The sequence below is a fragment of the Mesorhizobium sp. P160219 genome (assembly GCF_057786095.1).
This window is the reverse complement of the sequence record NZ_JBYNWG010000001.1, coordinates 3,151,756-3,169,847: the sequence shown is the minus strand read 5'-3', so window position 1 is coordinate 3,169,847 and position 18,092 is coordinate 3,151,756. Positions and strand designations below refer to the sequence as shown.

Sequence of the window (18,092 nt, the reverse complement as noted above, 5' to 3'; positions counted from 1 at the left end):
CAAATGCGGACGCAGGACCTGCGTCAGGTCCGCAGCCCCGGCGCCTCGTGCCCGGTCCTCTCCACATATTCGGTATAGCCGCCGCCATAGGTGTGGATGCCTTCTGGCGTCAGTTCCAGCACGCGGTTGGAGAGTGCGGCCAGGAAATGGCGGTCGTGCGAGACGAACAGCATGGTGCCTTCGTATTGCGACAGCGCCGTGATCAGCATCTCCTTGGTCGCGATGTCGAGGTGGTTGGTCGGCTCGTCGAGCACCAGAAGATTGGGCGGATCGAACAGCATCAGCGCCATCACCAGGCGCGCCTTTTCGCCGCCTGACAGAACCCGGCATTTCTTCTCGATCTCGTCGCCGGAAAAGCCGAAGCAGCCGGCGAGTGCCCTGAGCGGCGCCTGGCCGGCTTGCGGAAACGCGTCCTCCAGCGTCTGGAACACGGTGCGTTCGCCCTCCAACACCTCCATGGCGTGCTGGGCGAAATAGCCCATTTTCACACTCGGCCCCCGAGCAACTGTGCCGGCATCCGGGTCAGACGCGCCGGCCACCAGCTTCAGCAGTGTCGACTTGCCGGCGCCGTTGACGCCCATGATGCACCAGCGCTCGCGGCGGCGGACCTGGAAGTCCAGCCCCTCATAGATCGAGCGGCTGCCATAGCCCTTGTGGACGTTCTTCAGCGTCACGACATCCTCGCCGCAGCGCGGCGCCGGCTGAAAATCGAAATTCACGATCTGACGGCGCTTGGGCGGCTCGACACGATCGATCTTGTCGAGCTTCTTCACCCGGCTCTGCACCTGGGCGGCGTGTGACGCCCGCGCCTTGAAGCGCTCGATGAAAGCGATCTCCTTGGCCAGCATGGCCTGCTGGCGCTCGAACTGCGCCTGCTGCTGCTTGTCGGCGATCGCCCGCTGCTGCTGGTAGAATTCGTAATTGCCGGAATAGGCGGTGAGCGAACCGGCGTCGATCTCGACCACCTTGTTGACGATGCGGTTCATGAACTCGCGGTCGTGCGAGGTCATCAGCAGCGCGCCCTCATAACCTTTCAGGAACTGCTCCAGCCAGATCAGGCTTTCGAGATCGAGATGGTTGGACGGTTCGTCGAGCAGCATGACATCGGGCCGCATCAACAGGATGCGGGCCAGCGCCACGCGCATCTTCCAGCCGCCGGACAGTTTGCCGACATCGCCGTCCATCATTTCCTGGCTGAAGCCCAGGCCGTCCAGCACTTCGCGGGCGCGGCCATCGAGCGCATAGCCGTCGAGTTCCTCGAAACGGTGCTGCGCCTCGCCATATTTCTCGATGATCTCATCCATCCGGTCGGCCTGCTCGGGATCGGCCATGGCCGCCTCGAGTTCGGCCATTTCGGCCGCCACGTCGCTGACCGGCCCGGCGCCGTTCATCACTTCGGCCACAGCACTGTGGCCGGCCATGTCGCCGACATCCTGGCTGAAATAGCCGATGGTGACGCCGCGATCGACCTGCACCTGGCCCTCGTCGGGCTGCTCCTGGCCGGTAATCATGCGAAACAAAGTCGTCTTGCCGGCGCCGTTCGGACCGACAAGGCCGATCTTCTCGCCCTTCTGTAGCGAGGCCGAGGCCTCGATGAAGACAAGCTGGCGGCCGTTCTGTTTGCTGATGCTTTCAAGACGGATCATGCGACTGGAAGAACCTTGGAGGATTTTCCCCGGCCCTTACGCGATCGGCCGCGCCAGAGGAAGCGCCCATTTGACGCCGCGCGCAAAAGCCGCTGCGGTCCGCACCTCCAGAATGCAAAACAGCCCGCCGCGCGATTTTGCGCAACGGGCTGTTTTTGAACCAGCTTCTGTACTCAGTTCGGTGCGGGCACTTCCGCTTCTATTGACGGCACCTGCTGGGCGGCGAGCGAGGCGAGCTTGCCCCGTCTGACGAGTGTCGGCTTCTCATAGGATCGTTTCATAAATGCCCCTCTCTTACACAAGCGGAGACTGTTCCGCCGAACTCGCCATGTCAATAAGCAGCGGTAGTGAGGTGCTTTGGCTGTGTCCGACGAATTGTCACTTCGCGTCGTGGAAAATGATCCCCACTGTATGCCGCCTGCCGGAGCGCAGGCGGCTGACGCCGTGCCTGAGGTTGACGCGGTAATGGCCTTTCGTGCCTTGCACCGGGCGGTTGTGGACAGCAAAGATCACCGCATCGCCCCGGGTCAGCGGCACCACTTCGGCACGGCTTTGCATGCGCGGGCGCTGTTCGGTCAGGACGAATTCGCCGCCGGTGAAATCCTCGCCGGGCTGCGACAACAGGATCGCCACCTGCAGGGGAAAAGCGAGATCGCCATAGAGGTCCTGATGGAGGCAGTTGAAGTCGCCGGGACCATATTGCAGGAGAAGCGGCGTCGGCCGCGTTTGGCCGCTTTCGTGGCAAAGCTGGAGGAAGGCGGCGTGGTCATCGGGATAGCGCCGTGCCGCGCCCATGCGTTCGTTCCAGTCGTTGGCGACGCCGGCGAGCCTGGGATAGAGCGCGGTGCGCAGGCCACCGACCAGATCCGGCAGCGGATAGCGGAAATAGCGGTACTCGCCCTTGCCGAAGCCATGGCGGGCCATCACCACATGGCTGCGGAAATGGTCCTCATGCGGATAGAGACCGGCGATCTCGGTGCACTCCTCGGGTGAAAGCAGCGCCGGCATGACGGTGCTGCCGTGGCTGTTCAGTTCGCCGACCAGAGCACTCCAGTCCTGCGCTGCGACGCGCGCTTCGGCCGAATGGGCTGCGCGTTTGGTGCTTATCGAATGGATGGTCATGGATGCCTCCTTTGCTTGCGGTCAAAGTGGGGCGAACGAGGCGCCTGGGCCACCCGATTCCTGCGATGAACATTGTCATCTGCTGCCGGCAGCGATTAACTGTGTACATGCATCTTTCGATCGAACCGCTAAATGGCGTCAAAGGGCTTCCTCTCGGATCGTCTAAGGCGACTGTCAGATCCTTCTTTTCAGGAGAGCTCAAGGTCTTTCGGCGGAGCCCAACCAGCGTTCCGGCCGACTATTGGCCGGACCTTGGAGTATTCGCCTATTACAAGGCCGATGGCGCACTCGAAGCGCTAGAATTCACCTCGCCTGCGATCTTGGAACTGGGTGGCGCGTCGCTGTTTCCGATTTCCATGGAGGTTGCGCTGAGGTTCTTGAGACAAACCGACCCCAATGTGAAGGTCGAGATCGATAGCGCGATTTCGAATGCTCTCGGCATCAGCATCTGGACAGCCATAGGAAAAGAAGCGGACTCCCAGGTGGAAACACTTTTGCTGTTTGGAGCCGGCTACTACGGCTGATCCTTCCGGGCGATATCCACTGCAGATCGACTGCGTATCGATCGCATCAGACCGGATCGGCACCCTTGCGGCGATACGCCTCCAACTCAGGGTCCAGATCGACCCTCACCGCGTTTGTGAACAGGCAGGTCGCCACCATGATGCCGGCGAAGGCGACGAGGTTGACCAGCAGTGTGTCGTCGTAGCTAGCCTTGAGTGCCGCCCAGACATCGTCGGGAACGGCGTTGGTATCGGCAGCGACTGCCTTGCCGAATTCGATCAGCAAAGCTTCTTCAGCGCTGGGCTCGATCGCCTCGGGATCAAGACCGCTGTCGATCAGCGCGCGGCGGAAGAAGGTAAGCGGTATCTCGGCGCGGCATCTCTCGGAGATCGCCAGCGACAACAGCCAGACAGCGCGGTCGTCGAGTGCGGGCTTGAGCAGATCGCGCAGGGTGAACCATTCGGCATAGATGCGGTGGGCCGCCGGTGAATGCAGCAGGATGCGCTTCATGTTGGTCATGCGTCCGCGCAGGCCAAGCTCCCTGTCGTGCTCGGCGCGGATGTCTTGCGATGCCGAGGCGTAGTCGATCGGCGGGATCATGGCCATGGGACGGTCCTTGGTTGGTGGCAGCGAGGCATTCTGCGAAGCCCTCACCCAAGCGTCGTATGCAATTGCGGCGCGGCGCGCAGCGTGTTGGACACCGTGCAGATCGCTTCGGCGTCCTCGACGATCCGCTGCTTGGTCGCAGCGTCGAGATCGCCTGAGATGTCGAGCCTGATGTTGAGCCTTTCGACGCGCGACGGCTCGTCCTTGGCCTTCTCGCCGCTGACCTCGGCGCGCACCTCGCCAAGCGCGGCGGCAACCCCGAGGCGGGAGGCGGCGATGCGCGCACTCAGCACCATGCAGGCGGCGAGCGAGGCGTAGAGCAGGTCGAGCGGATTGAAGCCCGGCGCGCTGACGCCGGTGACGACATCGACTGCACCGCCGGTCGGAGTGGTGATGGAAGGCAAGCCGCCGGGCTGCAGCGTCGCCGTCGCGCCGGTGACGCGGGTTCTGACCTTCAACTCAGCCATCGCAAATCCTTCTGGCCGGCAGTCCGGCAAAGGGGTAAGGATCGCCCGTGGCGTGTCCTGTCCCGCTATATGGTATGTCCTGGGCCGATACCGCAACCTCCGCAGAAGCGGCACCCTGTCAGCAATCTTCACCACGCCCGTTCCCTCTCCGCCCTGCCCTGCGGTAGGCTCGCGCGATCCGCAACAGGATCGCGAGAGCCATGATCGTCCAGGCCTGCATCAATGGCGCGCGCGCCGCCGATTTTCACCCCACACTGCCGCTCGACTCCGACGCTATGGCGCGCGACGGGGCGGCTTCGATTGCCGCGGGCGCAGCTGAGCTGCATGTCCATGCCCGCAGCGCGGACCGCCGCGAGAGCCTTGCGCCGGCAGCGATGGATCCGACCATCGCAGGGCTGCGCCGTGCCTGCCCCGGTACGCTGATCGGCGTCTCCACCGGCGCCTGGATCGAGAATGACGATACAAGCACGCTGGTCGCCATCGCCGGCTGGCGCGAATTGCCGGACTATGCCTCGGTCAATCTCAGCGAGGCGGCCGCGCCTATCGTCATGGAGAGCCTGCGGCAGCGCGGCATCGGCATCGAGGCGGGTCTGGCGTCGGTCGCCGACGCCGAGCGGCTGGTCGGCCTCGACCATGGCGGGCGCGTGCTGCGCGTGCTGATCGAGATTTCCGAGCAGACGCTAGACGAGGCTTTTGCGGTCGCCGACGGCATCGAACAGGTCCTGGAGCGCGCCGGCATTCGCCGTGCCATCCTGCTGCATGGCGAGAACGCGACGGTGTGGCCGTTCGTGCGCCGTGCGGCGGATCGCAACTGGTCGACGCGCGTCGGGCTGGAGGATGGGAAGCATCTGCCGGATGGCACGGTTGCGGCCGGCAATGCCGCGCTGACGGCGGCAGCGGTGGCGATCTTCCAGGCCGGGCGATAGCGCATACAAGCAGCGCGCCAAGGCATCGCCGAGACGATGGCGATCGCAAGGCCCGCGCCGCGAAAGTCGGTGGAAGCTATTCAAATTTTATGTATTAATTAAACCGGCAGTTAATAGTCGCATCAACGGTCTCATCTATGTTAATATTCTCCCGCATCGGGGACTTTTTTAATGAACGTCATTCCGGATAATGATCACGCTGCGCCGCGTCGGATTCAACAATATACATCGATACAGACCCTGCGGGGGCTAGCAGCCCTTATGGTTGTTATCTATCATCTTCCGGCCGCACTAGGCGTGCTCGATTTGCCTATTCCCATTCTAAACAGCGGCGTCGACCTGTTTTTCGTCATCAGCGGTTTCGTCATGGTTCTCTCGACGGAGAACAGACATCGCGACCACCGTGCTTTTTTGATGCAGCGGTTCACGCGCGTCGTTCCGTTCTATTGGGTCATGACCTTCCTCATGGTCGCCGCACTTTGGCTGTTTGCCGGTCGTGGAGTGTCCTTTGAGCAGATTGCCAACAGCCTGCTTTTCGTGCCCTATCTCGATACGGCCACAGGCTATGTCCAGCCAGTGCTTGGCGTGGGTTGGACGCTCAATCTGGAAATCCTGTTTTACATTCTGTTCGCGGCGACTATGGGTTTTGGTGCGCTGACGCAAATGGCCACCATTGGCGTTGTCTTTGCAATCGCCGTAGCCGCACGCATTATCTTCAAACCCGCCGCCGACACTGTGCTGTTTTTCTATACCACGCCAATCCTGTTTGAGTTCCTTGCCGGCATGGCTGTCGGCCATCTGGTCGGCAGACTGGTGCGTTTGCCCGCTTTCCTGGGTGCCTCGGCTGTCGGGTTCGCTATTGTGTCCACACTGGTGATGGTACTTGGCTTCAACTTGCCGCGAACCCTTGCTCAAGGTATCCCGGCGCTGATCCTTGTCGCGGGTTGCATCAGCCTGGAGAGCTACTTCCGACTTTTTGCTCCTCGCGTGCTGGCAAGGCTGGGAGATGCTTCCTACTCTCTCTATCTGACCCATCCTATCGTGCTGCTCGCGATCGCTCCTGTCGTTGCAACCGCCAATGTGTCACCATGGCTTGCAGGCATAGCTATTGTCACCGCCTGCATCGCCGTGTCCCTGGCGAGTTATAGTTTTATCGAAAGGCCGCTTTTGGCCATGTCGCGAATGAGCCTCTCCGCTTATCAGGTGAAGGCGTGAGTTGCGGCTACGCCGCAACTCGGTCGGCCTGCTATGCGGGTGCGTTGCTCACTACGACCTCGCGTCGCGTTCAAGCGACCACGGCGGCGGCAAGATCGTCTTCGAACTCCGTCGCCTAGTGCTGTCGCGCACATCCTCGACTGCCCCAAAATGTGCAGCGGTTTTGGGACGACATGCATCCTGTCTTGCCTGAACGCACACGGGAACTGACACAGAGGGATGACATAGCTCTTGCTGCTGTTAAAAATTCCCCATAAGGTATTTTTCATATCCGACAGAAAATCCGATCGTTTCTTTCCCATTATGAAAGCCTTGCCTTTGCGTGAGCATCTCGATCAAACCGATCGACGGCTGGTAAAGCTGTTGTCGCAGGATGCCCAGCCCGGCATCAACCGGCTCGCCGAGACGATGGCGATCTCGGTGCCGACGGTGCGCTCAAGGTTGCGCAATCTGCTCGACCGCAACCTCTTGAAGATCGTCGGGCTGCTCAATCTGACCGAACGCCCCGAGTTGATCTCGGCCATTGTCGGCATCAACGCTCAGGGACGTGGCCGCGCCCGGGAACTGGCGCAGCGCATTGCCGAACTGCCTTTCGTCAACTCGGCCTCGGTGGTTACCGGGCGCTTCGACATCATCGTCGACGTGACCGTCGCCGGCGATGTCGCCGACCTCTACCGCATCACCAGCGAGCTGATTCCGGGCGCCGGCATTCCCGGGGAAGTCGTGCGCAGCGAAACCTTCGTCGTCATGGCTTCATGCAACAAATGGGTCAGCCTTCCCGAAGGCTGCTGGTCGGAAGAAACACCGTCACGCAAGGAGCCGGCATGAGAATAGCTGTTCTCGGCGGCCTCGGCCTGCAGGGACGGGCGGCCATCGCCGATCTCGTCGCCAGCGCCGGCGTCGAGGAAGTCGTCTGCGTCGATACGTCGGCCGACGGCCCTGCCCGGCTTGCCGGGCTGACCGACCTTTCCCGCGTGCGTTTCGTCATGCCCGAGGGCGCGATCGGTCCGGCGCTTGCCACCGTGCTGGCGGATGTCGACGCCGCCATCGATCTGTTGCCGCAGCCATTGATGCGCGAGGCGGTGCAGGCCGCGATCGCAACGCGCACGCCGCTGGTCACTACCAATTACGGCAAGGCGATTGCCGATCTGGCGCCGGAGGCTGAACAGGCCGGCGTTTCGATCATGACCGAATGTGGGCTCGATCCCGGCATCGACCTCGTGCTCTATGCGCGCGCCGCAAAGCAGTTCTCTACGATCTCCTCGATCAATTCCTATTGCGGCGGCATCCCCGAACCGAAGGCGATGGCGAAGCCGCTTTGCTACAAGGTAAGCTGGAATTTCGACATGGTTCTGGTCAGCCAGAACCGCGACAGCGTGATGATCGAGCATGGCAAGCGCGTCGAAGTGCCGGCCGGCCGACAGCACGACAATGCCTTCATCCACGAGATCGAGGTCGCGGGCCTCGGCCGGCTGGAAGCTTTCCCCAATGGCGACGCTCTGCACTATGTCGAGATGCTGGCAGCCGCCAAGGGATTGCAACGCTCGGGCCGCTATACGCTGCGCTGGCCGGGATGGTCGGCGTTCTGGGCGCCGCTGAAGGAACTCGGCTTCCTCTCCGAAGACAAGGTGCCCGGCACCGGCGCCAGCCCACGCGAATTTCTCGGCCGTCTGCTCGGCCCGCAACTGCAATATGGCGCCGACGAGAAGGACCTTTGCGTGATGCGCAATGTCTTTTCCGGTCTCGAAGGCGGCCGCGCCAAAACGGTGACGTCGGACCTGATCATCGAACGCGACCTGGCATCAGGCCTGTTCGGCATGAGCCTTGGCGTCGGCTATCCCGCCAGCATCGTGGCGCAGATGCTGGCGCGGCGCGAGATCGCCACACCAGGGCTTTTGAACCCGCTGCTGCATGTGCCGGACGGGCCGTTCTTCGACGAGCTGGCCAGGCGTGGCATCAAGGTTGCCGAGACGGTGGCCTGGGACTGAGGATTTTCGAACGGTGGCTGCCGCCGGCAAACGGTGCCGCCGCTCAAAAAACACCCAAAAGGGTGGAATAACAAAGTGGAACAACAACGATAACAGGAGGAATGCCAAATGAAGATTGCCAAGCTTTTCATCGCCGGACTTGCGCTTGCGGGCCTGACCGCTGCTGCCAGTGCCGGAACGCTCGACGAGATCACCAAGCGCGGCGAACTGCGCGTCGCGGTACAAACGCAAGGACCTCCCTTCTCGCTGGTCGGCGCGGCCGGCGAGCGCACCGGCAGTTCGGTCGAACTCGCCGAACTGATGGCCAAGGAAATGGGCGTCAAGATCACCTTCCTCGACTATGATTGGGACGGGCTGATCCCGGCGCTGCTTTCGGGCAAGGCCGACCTGCTCGTCGCCGACATGACGCCGACGCTGGCGCGCGGCATGAAGGTCGCCTTCACCACACCTTACATGTATACGGGCAGCACCGTCTTCACCAAGGCCGACAGCAAGTTCAAGACAACCGAGGACTGCAAGGCCAAGGGCACCAAGATCGCCGTGCTGTTGGGCGCCACCGGCGAAAAGGAAGCCAAGAACGCCTTCCCGGATGCCGACATCAAGAGCTACAAGGGCGGCGGCCCGCTGCTGCTCGACGCGGTCAACAACGGCCAAGCCGATTGCGGCGTCAACGACGTCTCGGCGGTCAAGGGTCAGTCGACAGCCTATCCCGCCGGCACATTCACCATCATGCCGGACCTGTTGTCGAAGGAGCCGCTTGCCTTCGCCACCCGCTACGACGAGCCGGATCTGTTGATCTGGATGAACCTGTTCCTCAACCAGGTCAGCATCGACGGCCGCCTGCAGAAGAACCTCGACTACTGGGTCAATTCCGACGCCTGGAAGAAGGATCACTAAACAGAGGTAAGCAGGGAGTAGTGAGTAGGAAGTAGTGAATGGTGAATGGTGAATGGTGAATGGCCATTCCGGACGCCCTTCACTGCTCACCACTCACTACTCACTACTGCCCATTCACCATTCACAATTCACCGCCATGCTCGAAAATTTCAGCTTCCGCACCATCGTCGAATATCTGCCGCTGTTCGGGCAGGGTCTGATCACGACCGTGTGGCTGTCGGCGCTGTCTTTTGCGGGCGCGCTGGCCGTCGGCATCGTGCTCGCCGCCATGAACCTGCAGCGCGGCCAGCTGTTTCGCGTGCTGGCCAAGGGCTATATCGATGCCGTGCGCGCCACGCCGTTGCTGGCGCAGCTCTACTTCCTCTATTTCGGCCTGCCGCGTCTCGGCTTCGTCCTGCCCGAGCTCGTCGTCGGCATCATCGCTTTGTCGCTGAACAGCGGCGCCTATGTCGCGGAAATCATCCGCGCCGGCATCCTGTCGATCCCGCGCGGCCAGGTCGAGGCCGGGGTTGCCTCGGGAATGACCTATGTCCAGCGCATGCGCCTGGTCATCCTGCCGCAAGCCTTCAAGGTGACGATCCCGCCGCTGCTCGGCCAGGCGATCGTGCTGGTCAAGGATTCCGCGCTTTTGTCGCTGATCTCGGTTTCCGAACTGACGCGCGCCGGCCAGTTGCTGGCGTCCGACCGCTTCATGCCGGCGGAAGGCTTTCTCACCATCGCCGCTTTCTATCTGCTGCTCTATTACTGCCTCAAAGGACTGGCGGGGCTGTCCAGTCGGTGGCTCGGTCTGGAGCCGGCAAGGAGCAGCACATGATCTGGCAACAGCTGCAAAGCCTGGCCGGCAGCTACCCCCTCGCCTTGCGCGGCCTTGGCATGACCGTGATGCTGTCGGCGATCAGCCTGGTGCTGGGCACGCTGCTTGGCTTCGGCCTCGGCATATTGCGCACCGGCGGCAACCGGCTGATCTCGAGCGTGATCGGCGCCTGGGTCGACCTGATCCGCGGCACGCCGTTCCTGGTGCAGATCTTCCTGATCTTCTTCATCCTGCCGGAATTCGGCATCGAGCTCGATGCCTTCACGGCCGGCATCATCGCGCTCACCAACCTCGCCGCGTGCTTCATCTGCGAGATCGTCGCCGCCGGCATCCGCTCGGTGCCGACCGGCCAGGTTGAGGCAGCTCTGGCGTCTGGCCTGTCGCGCTGGCAACGCATGCGCCAGGTGGTGCTGCCGCAGGCGATGCGCATCGTGCTGCCGCCGCTGGTCGGGCAATATGTACTCTTGATCAAGGATTCCTCCGTCGTCTCGGCGATCGGGCTGACCGACCTCACCCGCGTCGGCTGGCTTGTGGTGCAGCGTGTGCCCAACGGCCTGCTGGTCTTCTTCCTGGTCGGCGTCGGCTATTTCGTCGTCTGCTATCCGCTGATCATGCTCGCCCGCCGGCTGGAGCGCCGCATGGGCGCGGCGCATGGCGAGGTGCAGCTGTGACATCGAACCCAAAGGGCTGACCGCCATGACCAATCCAAGCCCGACCAAGACAAACCTGACCAAAACGGGCATGATCGACTTTCGCGGCGTCAACAAATGGTTCGGCTCGCTCAATGTGCTGAAGGACATCACGCTCAGCGTCGAGCCGCGCGAAGTGGTCGTCGTCTGCGGCCCAAGTGGTTCGGGCAAGTCGACGCTGATCCGCTGCATCAACGGCCTGGAAGCGATCAAGGATGGCGACCTCGTCGTCGACGGCCAGCGCCTCGGCGACCCCGCCACCAACATGACGCAGCTGCGCACCGAGATCGGCTTCGTCTTCCAGTCGTTCAACCTCTACCCGCACAAGACGGCGCTGGAAAACGTCACGCTGGCGCCGATCCATGTGCGCAAGATCCCCCGCGCCGAGGCCGAGCAGGCCGGGCGCGACTTGCTGGCCAAGGTCGGCCTCGCCGACAAGGTCAACGCCTACCCGTCACAGCTGTCCGGCGGCCAGCAGCAGCGTGTGGCCATCGCGCGCTGCCTCGGCATGCGCCCCAAGATCATGCTGTTTGACGAACCGACCTCGGCGCTCGATCCCGAGATGATTTCCGAAGTGCTCGACGTCATGGTCGCGGTGGCCGAGGAAGGCATGACCATGATGGTGGTAACGCACGAAATGGGCTTTGCCCGCAAGGTGGCGCAGCGCGTGGTGTTCATGGACGCCGGCGCCATCGTCGAAAGCGGCACGCCGGAAGCGTTTTTCTCCGACCCGAAGACCGACCGCAGCCGGGCTTTTCTAAGCAAGATTCTAAGGCATTAGAGTTTAGCCAAAGCCGGTCGTCCGAAAGGCCGCGGGGCAGGAACTGTCGACGCACAGCGCCAAACAACGAGCCGCCGGTAGAGTGGATCGGCTACGTTTAGGTCTCCGGCTACGCCTCTGGGAGCTTCCACGTGCCGTCCAGAACCTTCGCGCGTGGTCGATAGAGCCGTACCATCCAGTTCCAGCCGGGCCACCATCGGCTGTACGGTCAAGCCACCGGCGCCGCGCCGCGCCGCTCGAGCGCTGTCCTGCGGATGATTTCCGCAATTTCCGGGCTGCTGCTGCACAGCATCTGGAAATCCGCCGCGTGCAGCGACAGGAGTGAGACAGAAGTTGCGGCAGTGACGGTCGCCATACGCGGTTCGCCGCTGATCAGCGCCATCTCGCCGAAGAAGGCGCCAGGGCCAAGCTCCACCGGGTTCGGCGTCGCGACGCTGACGCGGCCCTCCACGACGAAGAACATCCGATCGCCGGTCTCGCCGCTGCGGCAGATCACGGCGCCCGCCGGCACCGTGCGGGGTCTTAACGCGCGCACGATCTCGACCAGCGTGGCCGGGCCAAGCTTCTGAAACAACGGAACGCCGGCAATCAATTGCCAATTGCGGACGAAATCCTCGCGACGGACTTCTTGATAAAAGCCGGAGGCAAGAATGCCGGCCCAGAGCCCGAAGATGCCGATGCCACACATCATGACAGCCCCGGCAAGGACGCGGCCGGCGAAGCTTTGCGGAATGTCGTCGCCATAGCCGGTAGTGGACAGCGTGACCACCGCCCACCACATTGTCTCGGGGATGCTGCCGAACTTTTCCGGTTGGACGTCGCGCTCGATGACATAGGCCGCAAGTGCGACACCGAACAGAACCAGGCCGAAGACCGTGGTGACGCCGACCAGGTTGCGCGCTTCGTTGGCCAGAACCCTGCCAAGCAGCGGGAAGAACGTCGAGTCGCGCAGCGGCTTCAGCAGCCAGACAGCACAGTAGAGGCTGCGGTCGGGCGTGCCGTCGAGCAGGAATGCGGCGAGTGGAACCAAAACCGCGAGCACATCGATTGCGATTGCCGGCGTCCTGTCCCGAAGGTCTCCCGCCCAGCGCTTGAGCAGGGTCTCGGCCATCTGCAGAAGATAGGCGGCCCAAATGACAGCGAGCACGGCAGCCAGAGCCAGTCTGCTTCGTCCGGACATGTTCGGCATCGTGAGCGCAGCCACCGCCAGAAGCCCAGGCGCAGCGAGCACCGCATTTAGCGGTGCGTAGATTCTCAGAAAAGGCAGTACCGACATTCTATCCCACCAGCGGCCACTGTGCTCCAGAATAGAGGCCTTCCGGGCAAGCGCAAAGGGTGCTTTGCGATCGCAAGATCAGGTCACGCCAATGGCTTTCGGGCGCCGCTATCGGCGCTCCACGGTCGCACCGCAGGCGACGGATCAGCTCGGGAGCCGCCACATTCGCACGCGACCCGCACCGCGCAATTCCGTTTCCTCGAGTGGGTCGCAAGCAAATTTCGGTCCAAGCAGTTGGCAAGTTGCATCGGAAATACGGATTTCATCGGGCTCCGCGGACGTTTGAATACGTGAGGCGAGATTAACGGTCTCACCCCACAGGTCGTAGGCGAACCGCCTCTTGCCTATGACGCCGGCGACGATCGGTCCTGAGTGAATTCCAATTCTCAGCCTTATCGGTTCTCCTGCGAAGCGTTCCCGCTTGACCGCTTTGCGCAGCTCAATCGCATAGCGCGTGAGGGCCTTTGCATGATCGGATCGCGCCGTGGGCAGGCCGGCGACCACCATCACACAATCGCCAATTGTTTTGATCTTTTCGCAGCCGTATCGCTCAGAGAGCCGATCCGCCGCCTTGAAGAAGTAGTTTAAAATAGCGAGCGTCGTCACCGCTCCGACGCTGCGCGCTCGTTCCGTAAAACCGACGATGTCGGCAAAAAGCACACTCACCTCTGCGTGGTTGTCGGCAATTTTCTTTTGCGCTTTCAATCGCTCCGCGATCGACGCCGGGAGAATGTTGAGGAGCAGGTTTTCGGCGCGCTGGTATTCACGCGCCAATCCCTCCTGGCTCTTTCTCAGTGCCTCGTTCGTCGATTGCAATTTTTCGTTGAGTTGACGCTCCCTCTCTTGCAGGAGCGTCATTTCATAGGCCTTCTGTTGAAGCCGCTGCCTGTTGTCTCGTTCGGCAGTGGCGTCCAGAAAAAGCAGCCACACGAACGCATTGTCAGCAAAAAAATGGAGGTCGGCGACACGCCCGCGGGGCAGTTCAACCATATCCATGCGAAACGGAAGCTCCGGGCAAGGCAGCAAACCTTCCATGAATTCAAGCTGCTCCGCAACAGGCTTGCCGATGCGAAGCGATGACAGCCCGTAATGTTCAACATTACCGCCCTTGGCAGCTATGCAAAGCTCAGCGTCGATTTTCAGATAAGCGACAGCGTGCCCGTCGAAGAAGAAATTGAAAAACCAATTTCTGACTTCTTTTGGCAATTCATGCATGGTCTATTTGGTGACCATCAAGGCAAGTTGACGAAAGGCGTCATCGACCTGCTCGCCCGAAAGCGCACTTGTTAGATAGATTTGCCATCCACGTTGCCTCAACTCGTTGATCTCACCATCCGATATCGCCCACCGATCGGCCAGATCGGACTTGTTGAACAGCAATACGAACGGCATGGCGCCGAATTCGGCCTCGACCCGTTCGCGCAGCGTGAGTGCCACGGCAAGAGTAGCAGCGCGGGTTCCATCGACGACTAGCACGAGCCCGGTTGCACCTCGAACATAGCTGACGCGGAATGAGCCGATATCGTCCTCGCCGGCCAAATCCCACAAAATCAGATCCACGGTTTTGTCCGGGAGCGCGACGCTTTTCTTGTCGATTTTCACTCCGACGGTGGTCAAGTAGGTTTCTGAGAAGATGCTCTGCACAAACCTGCGGACCAGACTCGTCTTTCCGACGGCGAAGCCGCCCAGCATGCAGATCTTTTTTTGCAACATGTTGGGCTCCGCTAGTCCAGGTTTACCGTAATCGAAACCCGGCGATTGGTGGAGCTACCGGTTAGACTGTTTTCAGGTACAGCCGGCTCAAAAGTGCCCGCGCCCCGAACCAGCAGCAGTTCGGGAGCAACGCCGCGCTTGTTGAGAAGCGCACGAACTGTCTCGGCGCGGGCGGCGCTGATCGACGCGTTGGCCGTCTCACGGCCCGTGGTGTCCGAATGCCCGGTCAACATGAACCGCGCCGTTACGCCGGAATTGCGGGCACTCTGGGCGAATTCCTTTATTTGATCCGCCAACCTGTCGAGAACCGGCGTCTGCTCCGGTCCCGGCACAACCTTGCCGGAAGAGAAGAAAATATCGGTCGTCTGGATCGCCTGCCTCAAATGATTAAGTTCTGCGAGGTTCAGCTCACGCAGCTGCGAGACATCCAGAACCACTCCGTCCGCCGAAAGTTGTTCAGCGGCGGCCCGCGCGCGGTTGATCCAGCCGGCAGGAGCCTCACCCACGGCCACAATGCGACCCTGGATGATCGAGAGCTGAACGGTTTTCGGCGGGGACAGCGCCGCCGTCAGCCGCTTCACCACAAACTTCGGATCAAGGCTCTGATAGAATTGCCACTGTGCATGAACGCGGGCAGGATCAACGTCCGTTCCGGACAGCAGGGCTTGCGGGTCGGCGGCAAGCGGGTCTCTCAAGCCGGAAATATAGAAATGTCCGCCCCTCGCCGTTTGTTGGGCGACGATGATTCCCGGTTGGGCCTCAAGTCGCGACACATAATACTGCCAGTGCTCCGCCGCGCGTGCTTCGGGGCTCACGTCACGAACCTTGGAGATGTCGAATTCGGGTCCGCCTGCCGAAAGCTGCCGGGCCGCCGCGCGCGCGCGATCGATCCAGGTGTCGGGAGCCTCACCCTCGGCAACGATGCGATCATCGACGATCGAAAGTCGTACTGTTTCCGGCGGATACAGTGACGCCGTCAGCCGCTTCAGCACGAACTCCGGCTCAAGGCTCTGATAGAACTGCCACTGCGCATGAACCCGGGCGGGATCGACCTCTGTTCCCGACAACAGCGACTGCGGATCGGCGCCAAGCGGGTCTCGCAGGCCGGCAATATAGAATTGGCCGTCGCTTATCTTTTGGTCTGCAACGATGATGCCCGGCTGGGTCTCCAGTCGCGACACATAGGCGTGCCAGCGCTCCGCCTCGCGCACTTGGGGACTTACGTCACGAACCCCCGAGATATCGAAGACCGGCCCGCCTGCCGAAAGCTGCTGGGCCGCCGCGCGCGCCCGGCTGATCCAGGTGTCGGGAGCCTCACCCTCGGCGACGATGCGGCCATCGACAATCGAAAGTCGCACTGAATCCGGCGGAGCCAGCGACGCCGTCAGCCGCTTCAGCACGAACTCCGGCTCAAGGCTCTGATAAAATTGCCATTGCGAATGAACCCCGGCCGGATCGACTCCCGTGCCTGACAACAGCGACTGCGGGTCGACGGCAAGCGGGTCCCTCAGGCCGGCAATATAGAACTGGCCATCGCGTACCTGCTGTTCGGCAACGATGATGCCCGGCTGGGCCTCCACTCGCGACACGTAAGCCTGCCAGCGCGACACGTAAGCCTGCCAGCGCTGCGCTGATTGCCAGGAAAGAAAGTACCAACCGCCTGCCAGACTCAAAAGCAGCAGGGCAACGGCCGCCACCAGCCACGGAAATCCGTCGTTTGATTCCTCCTGCTTCAGCTCGACGCAGGTCTGCAACTGCGCCTCTACGCTGGCCAGCTGCGAACCGTCGCCGTCAAACTGCTCTAAGGCCTGTGAGCTTTCCTCATGGATGCGAAGCAACACATCGCGAACGATTTCATGCAATTCCTCCGGCGGATTTCCCCGGATCACCGAAACCAGGGTCGCAAACGGTCCAACTTCCGACCAGAGACGAAGCTCGCCGAAACGGATTGTGTCCAGGCCGCTCTGCTCTTTCTCGTTAAATGAGTCTTTTACAAAATCCTGAATCGCACTGAGCATCGAAGAAATGAGCTGAGGATCTTCGCTCGTTGCATTGTCGGCCGTTACATGCGTTATCAAAAGGCCGGAATTCCGATGAATGAGAAACGCATGTTCCACACGGTAGACAAGGGAATGCTTCAGAACAACTGCCGAGAAGCTTGCCCCTGTTCTCCAGGCTTCAAGTCTCCACTTGAGCCCGTGCCAGGTGAATATGTGCCTTAGAGTTTCATTCAGCGACTGAAAGGTCTGGTCGATCTTTTCGCCGATCGACTTGCGAATTGCCGGCAGAAACACCGGGTACAATATGTCCGTCAGCGTGCGCGGGCTCTTCTGGATCGACCGTTGCACAGCCCGTTCGACAGCTGGCGCAAGCGCCTCGCCGAGTTGCGCGTAAGGCGCTCGTCCGGCAGCACTGGGAAGAACGTCGCCCACGGCCGCCGCAAGCTGCTCGGGTTCGTCGAGCAGATGCGTGACGCGTGAAAGCTCCGAGATTTCGCGGCTGACCAGCAACTGCCGCAGCGTTTCCATGCGCGGATCGGCGGTTGGAACCGCCTCGAACTGCGCACGGTAGTCCGGATCAACGTTCCGGGCAATTTCGATCAAAAGACGAGCCAGAGCCTCGCGATCAATCTCTGTATCGTTCGAGGCTGTTCTTTGCGGAAGGTTGAATGGGTCGACGGTGGACGTCAAGGTCCCATCAACTCACTTTCCAGCTACGGTCCGAGTTGCTCTTGCTCCCGACGGGATCCTGATTGAGACATTTTGCAACCTCGACAAACAGGCCAGCCAAAAGATTTCGGTCGGTCTTGACGTTGCTGAGGTCGGCAAACATCTTCTCGATCAGCATCTGAACGCCTTCATTCTTCTGCTTGATTTCCTCACGCAGCAAATGATCGTTTCGATTTATCCGGTCCGAAACGTCGCGCTCGAGCGCGCTCAACTGATCCGACAACGTGCGCACCTGCTTTTCAAGAGCCTGGTTTTGCTCGCGAAGATTCCGGTCGATCTCCTTGTCGGCATCGGCTCGTGAATCTTTTTCGCTCCGCAATTGCCCTGCAAGCGAATCGATCTGCTTCTTTGCATTCGACTCGTACATTTCGAGATTGCGCTTGGCCTCGGACTCGACATCCTTGAAGCGCTGCAACACCCGTTCTTCAAGCTTGGAAAAACGGCGGTCATAGTCCTGCATCTGGTTGCCGAAGAGCAGGTCACGGATCTTGTCGACACCGACGGCGTCGCCGGCGGTTCCGTTTTCGCGGGCCTGAACTCCCATGAAGTTCAGCCCGTTTCCTTCTGTGTTACCTATCAGATTTACGTCCGCCTTCTTTTCTGAAGAAGCGGAATTCGAAGATTCCTTAGCCATCCATATACCCCCATTGAACACATGCCGTCAGGTAAGCATGTCAGCAATCGGGCCGCAAGCCGGATTCGTCTTGACTTATGCCTAT

18 protein-coding genes are annotated in these 18,092 nt (G+C 61.2%); 9 read left to right on the top strand and 9 right to left on the bottom strand.

What is annotated here, in order from left to right; translation table 11 throughout:
- Nucleotides 1-23: 23 nt before the first annotated feature.
- Both AC3EMP_RS15320 and AC3EMP_RS15315 read right to left on the bottom strand, forming a co-directional pair.
- Nucleotides 24-1,646 (bottom strand): ABC-F family ATP-binding cassette domain-containing protein, encoded by a 1,623-nt coding sequence (locus AC3EMP_RS15320; protein ID WP_023689031.1) that lies wholly within the window; start codon nt 1,644-1,646, stop codon nt 24-26.
- Nucleotides 1,647-2,024: 378 nt separating this feature from the next.
- Complete coding sequence (locus AC3EMP_RS15315; RefSeq protein ID WP_023805622.1) at nt 2,025-2,768, bottom strand: 2OG-Fe(II) oxygenase; 744 nt, start codon at nt 2,766-2,768, stop codon at nt 2,025-2,027.
- A gap of 65 nt (nt 2,769-2,833) precedes the next feature.
- On the opposite strand from AC3EMP_RS15315, the gene AC3EMP_RS15310 reads away from it, so the two are divergent.
- Nucleotides 2,834-3,292, top strand: a complete 459-nt coding sequence (locus AC3EMP_RS15310; RefSeq protein ID WP_050586866.1) for a hypothetical protein — start codon at nt 2,834-2,836, stop codon at nt 3,290-3,292.
- A 46-nt stretch (nt 3,293-3,338) separates the two neighbouring features.
- Here AC3EMP_RS15310 and AC3EMP_RS15305 read toward each other — a convergent pair whose 3' ends face one another.
- Both AC3EMP_RS15305 and AC3EMP_RS15300 read right to left on the bottom strand, forming a co-directional pair.
- Nucleotides 3,339-3,878, bottom strand: coding sequence for a carboxymuconolactone decarboxylase family protein (locus tag AC3EMP_RS15305; RefSeq protein ID WP_023695530.1), 540 nt, complete (start codon nt 3,876-3,878; stop codon nt 3,339-3,341).
- Nucleotides 3,879-3,922: 44 nt separating this feature from the next.
- Nucleotides 3,923-4,345, bottom strand: coding sequence for an OsmC family protein (locus tag AC3EMP_RS15300; protein WP_023670326.1), 423 nt, complete (start codon nt 4,343-4,345; stop codon nt 3,923-3,925).
- A gap of 200 nt (nt 4,346-4,545) precedes the next feature.
- Here AC3EMP_RS15300 and AC3EMP_RS15295 point away from each other — a divergent pair, with 200 nt between their 5' ends.
- The 8 genes from AC3EMP_RS15295 to AC3EMP_RS15260 all read left to right on the top strand — a co-directional run bounded on the left by AC3EMP_RS15295 (nt 4,546) and on the right by AC3EMP_RS15260 (nt 11,655).
- Nucleotides 4,546-5,271 (top strand): 3-keto-5-aminohexanoate cleavage protein, encoded by a 726-nt coding sequence (locus AC3EMP_RS15295; protein ID WP_352710031.1) that lies wholly within the window; start codon nt 4,546-4,548, stop codon nt 5,269-5,271.
- 171 nt (nt 5,272-5,442) lie between these two features.
- Nucleotides 5,443-6,486 (top strand): acyltransferase family protein, encoded by a 1,044-nt coding sequence (locus AC3EMP_RS15290; protein ID WP_081731617.1) that lies wholly within the window; start codon nt 5,443-5,445, stop codon nt 6,484-6,486.
- A gap of 318 nt (nt 6,487-6,804) precedes the next feature.
- Nucleotides 6,805-7,314 carry an Lrp/AsnC family transcriptional regulator gene (locus AC3EMP_RS15285; protein ID WP_023670324.1) on the top strand — a complete coding sequence of 170 codons (510 nt, stop codon included), beginning with the start codon at nt 6,805-6,807 and terminating at the stop codon, nt 7,312-7,314.
- Entirely contained in the window at nt 7,311-8,474 is a 1,164-nt protein-coding gene (locus AC3EMP_RS15280; protein ID WP_488494632.1) for a saccharopine dehydrogenase family protein, read from the top strand. The genes AC3EMP_RS15285 and AC3EMP_RS15280 overlap by 4 nt, the downstream gene beginning before the upstream one ends.
- Before the next feature lie 108 nt (nt 8,475-8,582).
- Complete coding sequence (locus tag AC3EMP_RS15275) at nt 8,583-9,371, top strand: ABC transporter substrate-binding protein (protein WP_023684789.1); 789 nt, start codon at nt 8,583-8,585, stop codon at nt 9,369-9,371.
- Nucleotides 9,372-9,507: 136 nt separating this feature from the next.
- Nucleotides 9,508-10,185 carry an amino acid ABC transporter permease gene (locus tag AC3EMP_RS15270; RefSeq protein WP_352710028.1) on the top strand — a complete coding sequence of 226 codons (678 nt, stop codon included), beginning with the start codon at nt 9,508-9,510 and terminating at the stop codon, nt 10,183-10,185.
- Entirely contained in the window at nt 10,182-10,856 is a 675-nt protein-coding gene (locus AC3EMP_RS15265) for an amino acid ABC transporter permease (protein ID WP_023684787.1), read from the top strand. Before AC3EMP_RS15270 ends, AC3EMP_RS15265 begins: the two co-directional genes overlap by 4 nt.
- 70 nt (nt 10,857-10,926) lie before the next feature.
- Nucleotides 10,927-11,655 carry an amino acid ABC transporter ATP-binding protein gene (locus AC3EMP_RS15260; RefSeq protein WP_023670319.1) on the top strand — a complete coding sequence of 243 codons (729 nt, stop codon included), beginning with the start codon at nt 10,927-10,929 and terminating at the stop codon, nt 11,653-11,655.
- Nucleotides 11,656-11,863: 208 nt separating this feature from the next.
- On the opposite strand, the gene AC3EMP_RS15255 is transcribed toward AC3EMP_RS15260, so the two are convergent.
- From AC3EMP_RS15255 to AC3EMP_RS15235, 5 genes are all read right to left on the bottom strand, one after another.
- Nucleotides 11,864-12,931 carry a cyclic nucleotide-gated potassium channel gene (locus AC3EMP_RS15255; RefSeq protein WP_023693904.1) on the bottom strand — a complete coding sequence of 356 codons (1,068 nt, stop codon included), beginning with the start codon at nt 12,929-12,931 and terminating at the stop codon, nt 11,864-11,866.
- Nucleotides 12,932-13,075: 144 nt separating this feature from the next.
- Complete coding sequence (locus AC3EMP_RS15250; protein WP_352710024.1) at nt 13,076-14,146, bottom strand: adenylate/guanylate cyclase domain-containing protein; 1,071 nt, start codon at nt 14,144-14,146, stop codon at nt 13,076-13,078.
- Nucleotides 14,147-14,149: 3 nt separating this feature from the next.
- A complete protein-coding gene (locus AC3EMP_RS15245; protein ID WP_023670316.1) occupies nt 14,150-14,644 on the bottom strand; it encodes a Rab family GTPase in 495 nt (164 codons plus the stop codon).
- Between the two features lie 11 nt (nt 14,645-14,655).
- Nucleotides 14,656-17,334 carry an OmpA family protein gene (locus tag AC3EMP_RS15240; protein ID WP_031197149.1) on the bottom strand — a complete coding sequence of 893 codons (2,679 nt, stop codon included), beginning with the start codon at nt 17,332-17,334 and terminating at the stop codon, nt 14,656-14,658.
- A gap of 7 nt (nt 17,335-17,341) precedes the next feature.
- On the bottom strand, nt 17,342-18,007 hold the full coding sequence (locus tag AC3EMP_RS15235) for a hypothetical protein (protein WP_023670314.1): 666 nt from the start codon (nt 18,005-18,007) through the stop codon (nt 17,342-17,344).
- Nucleotides 18,008-18,092 lie beyond the last annotated feature (85 nt).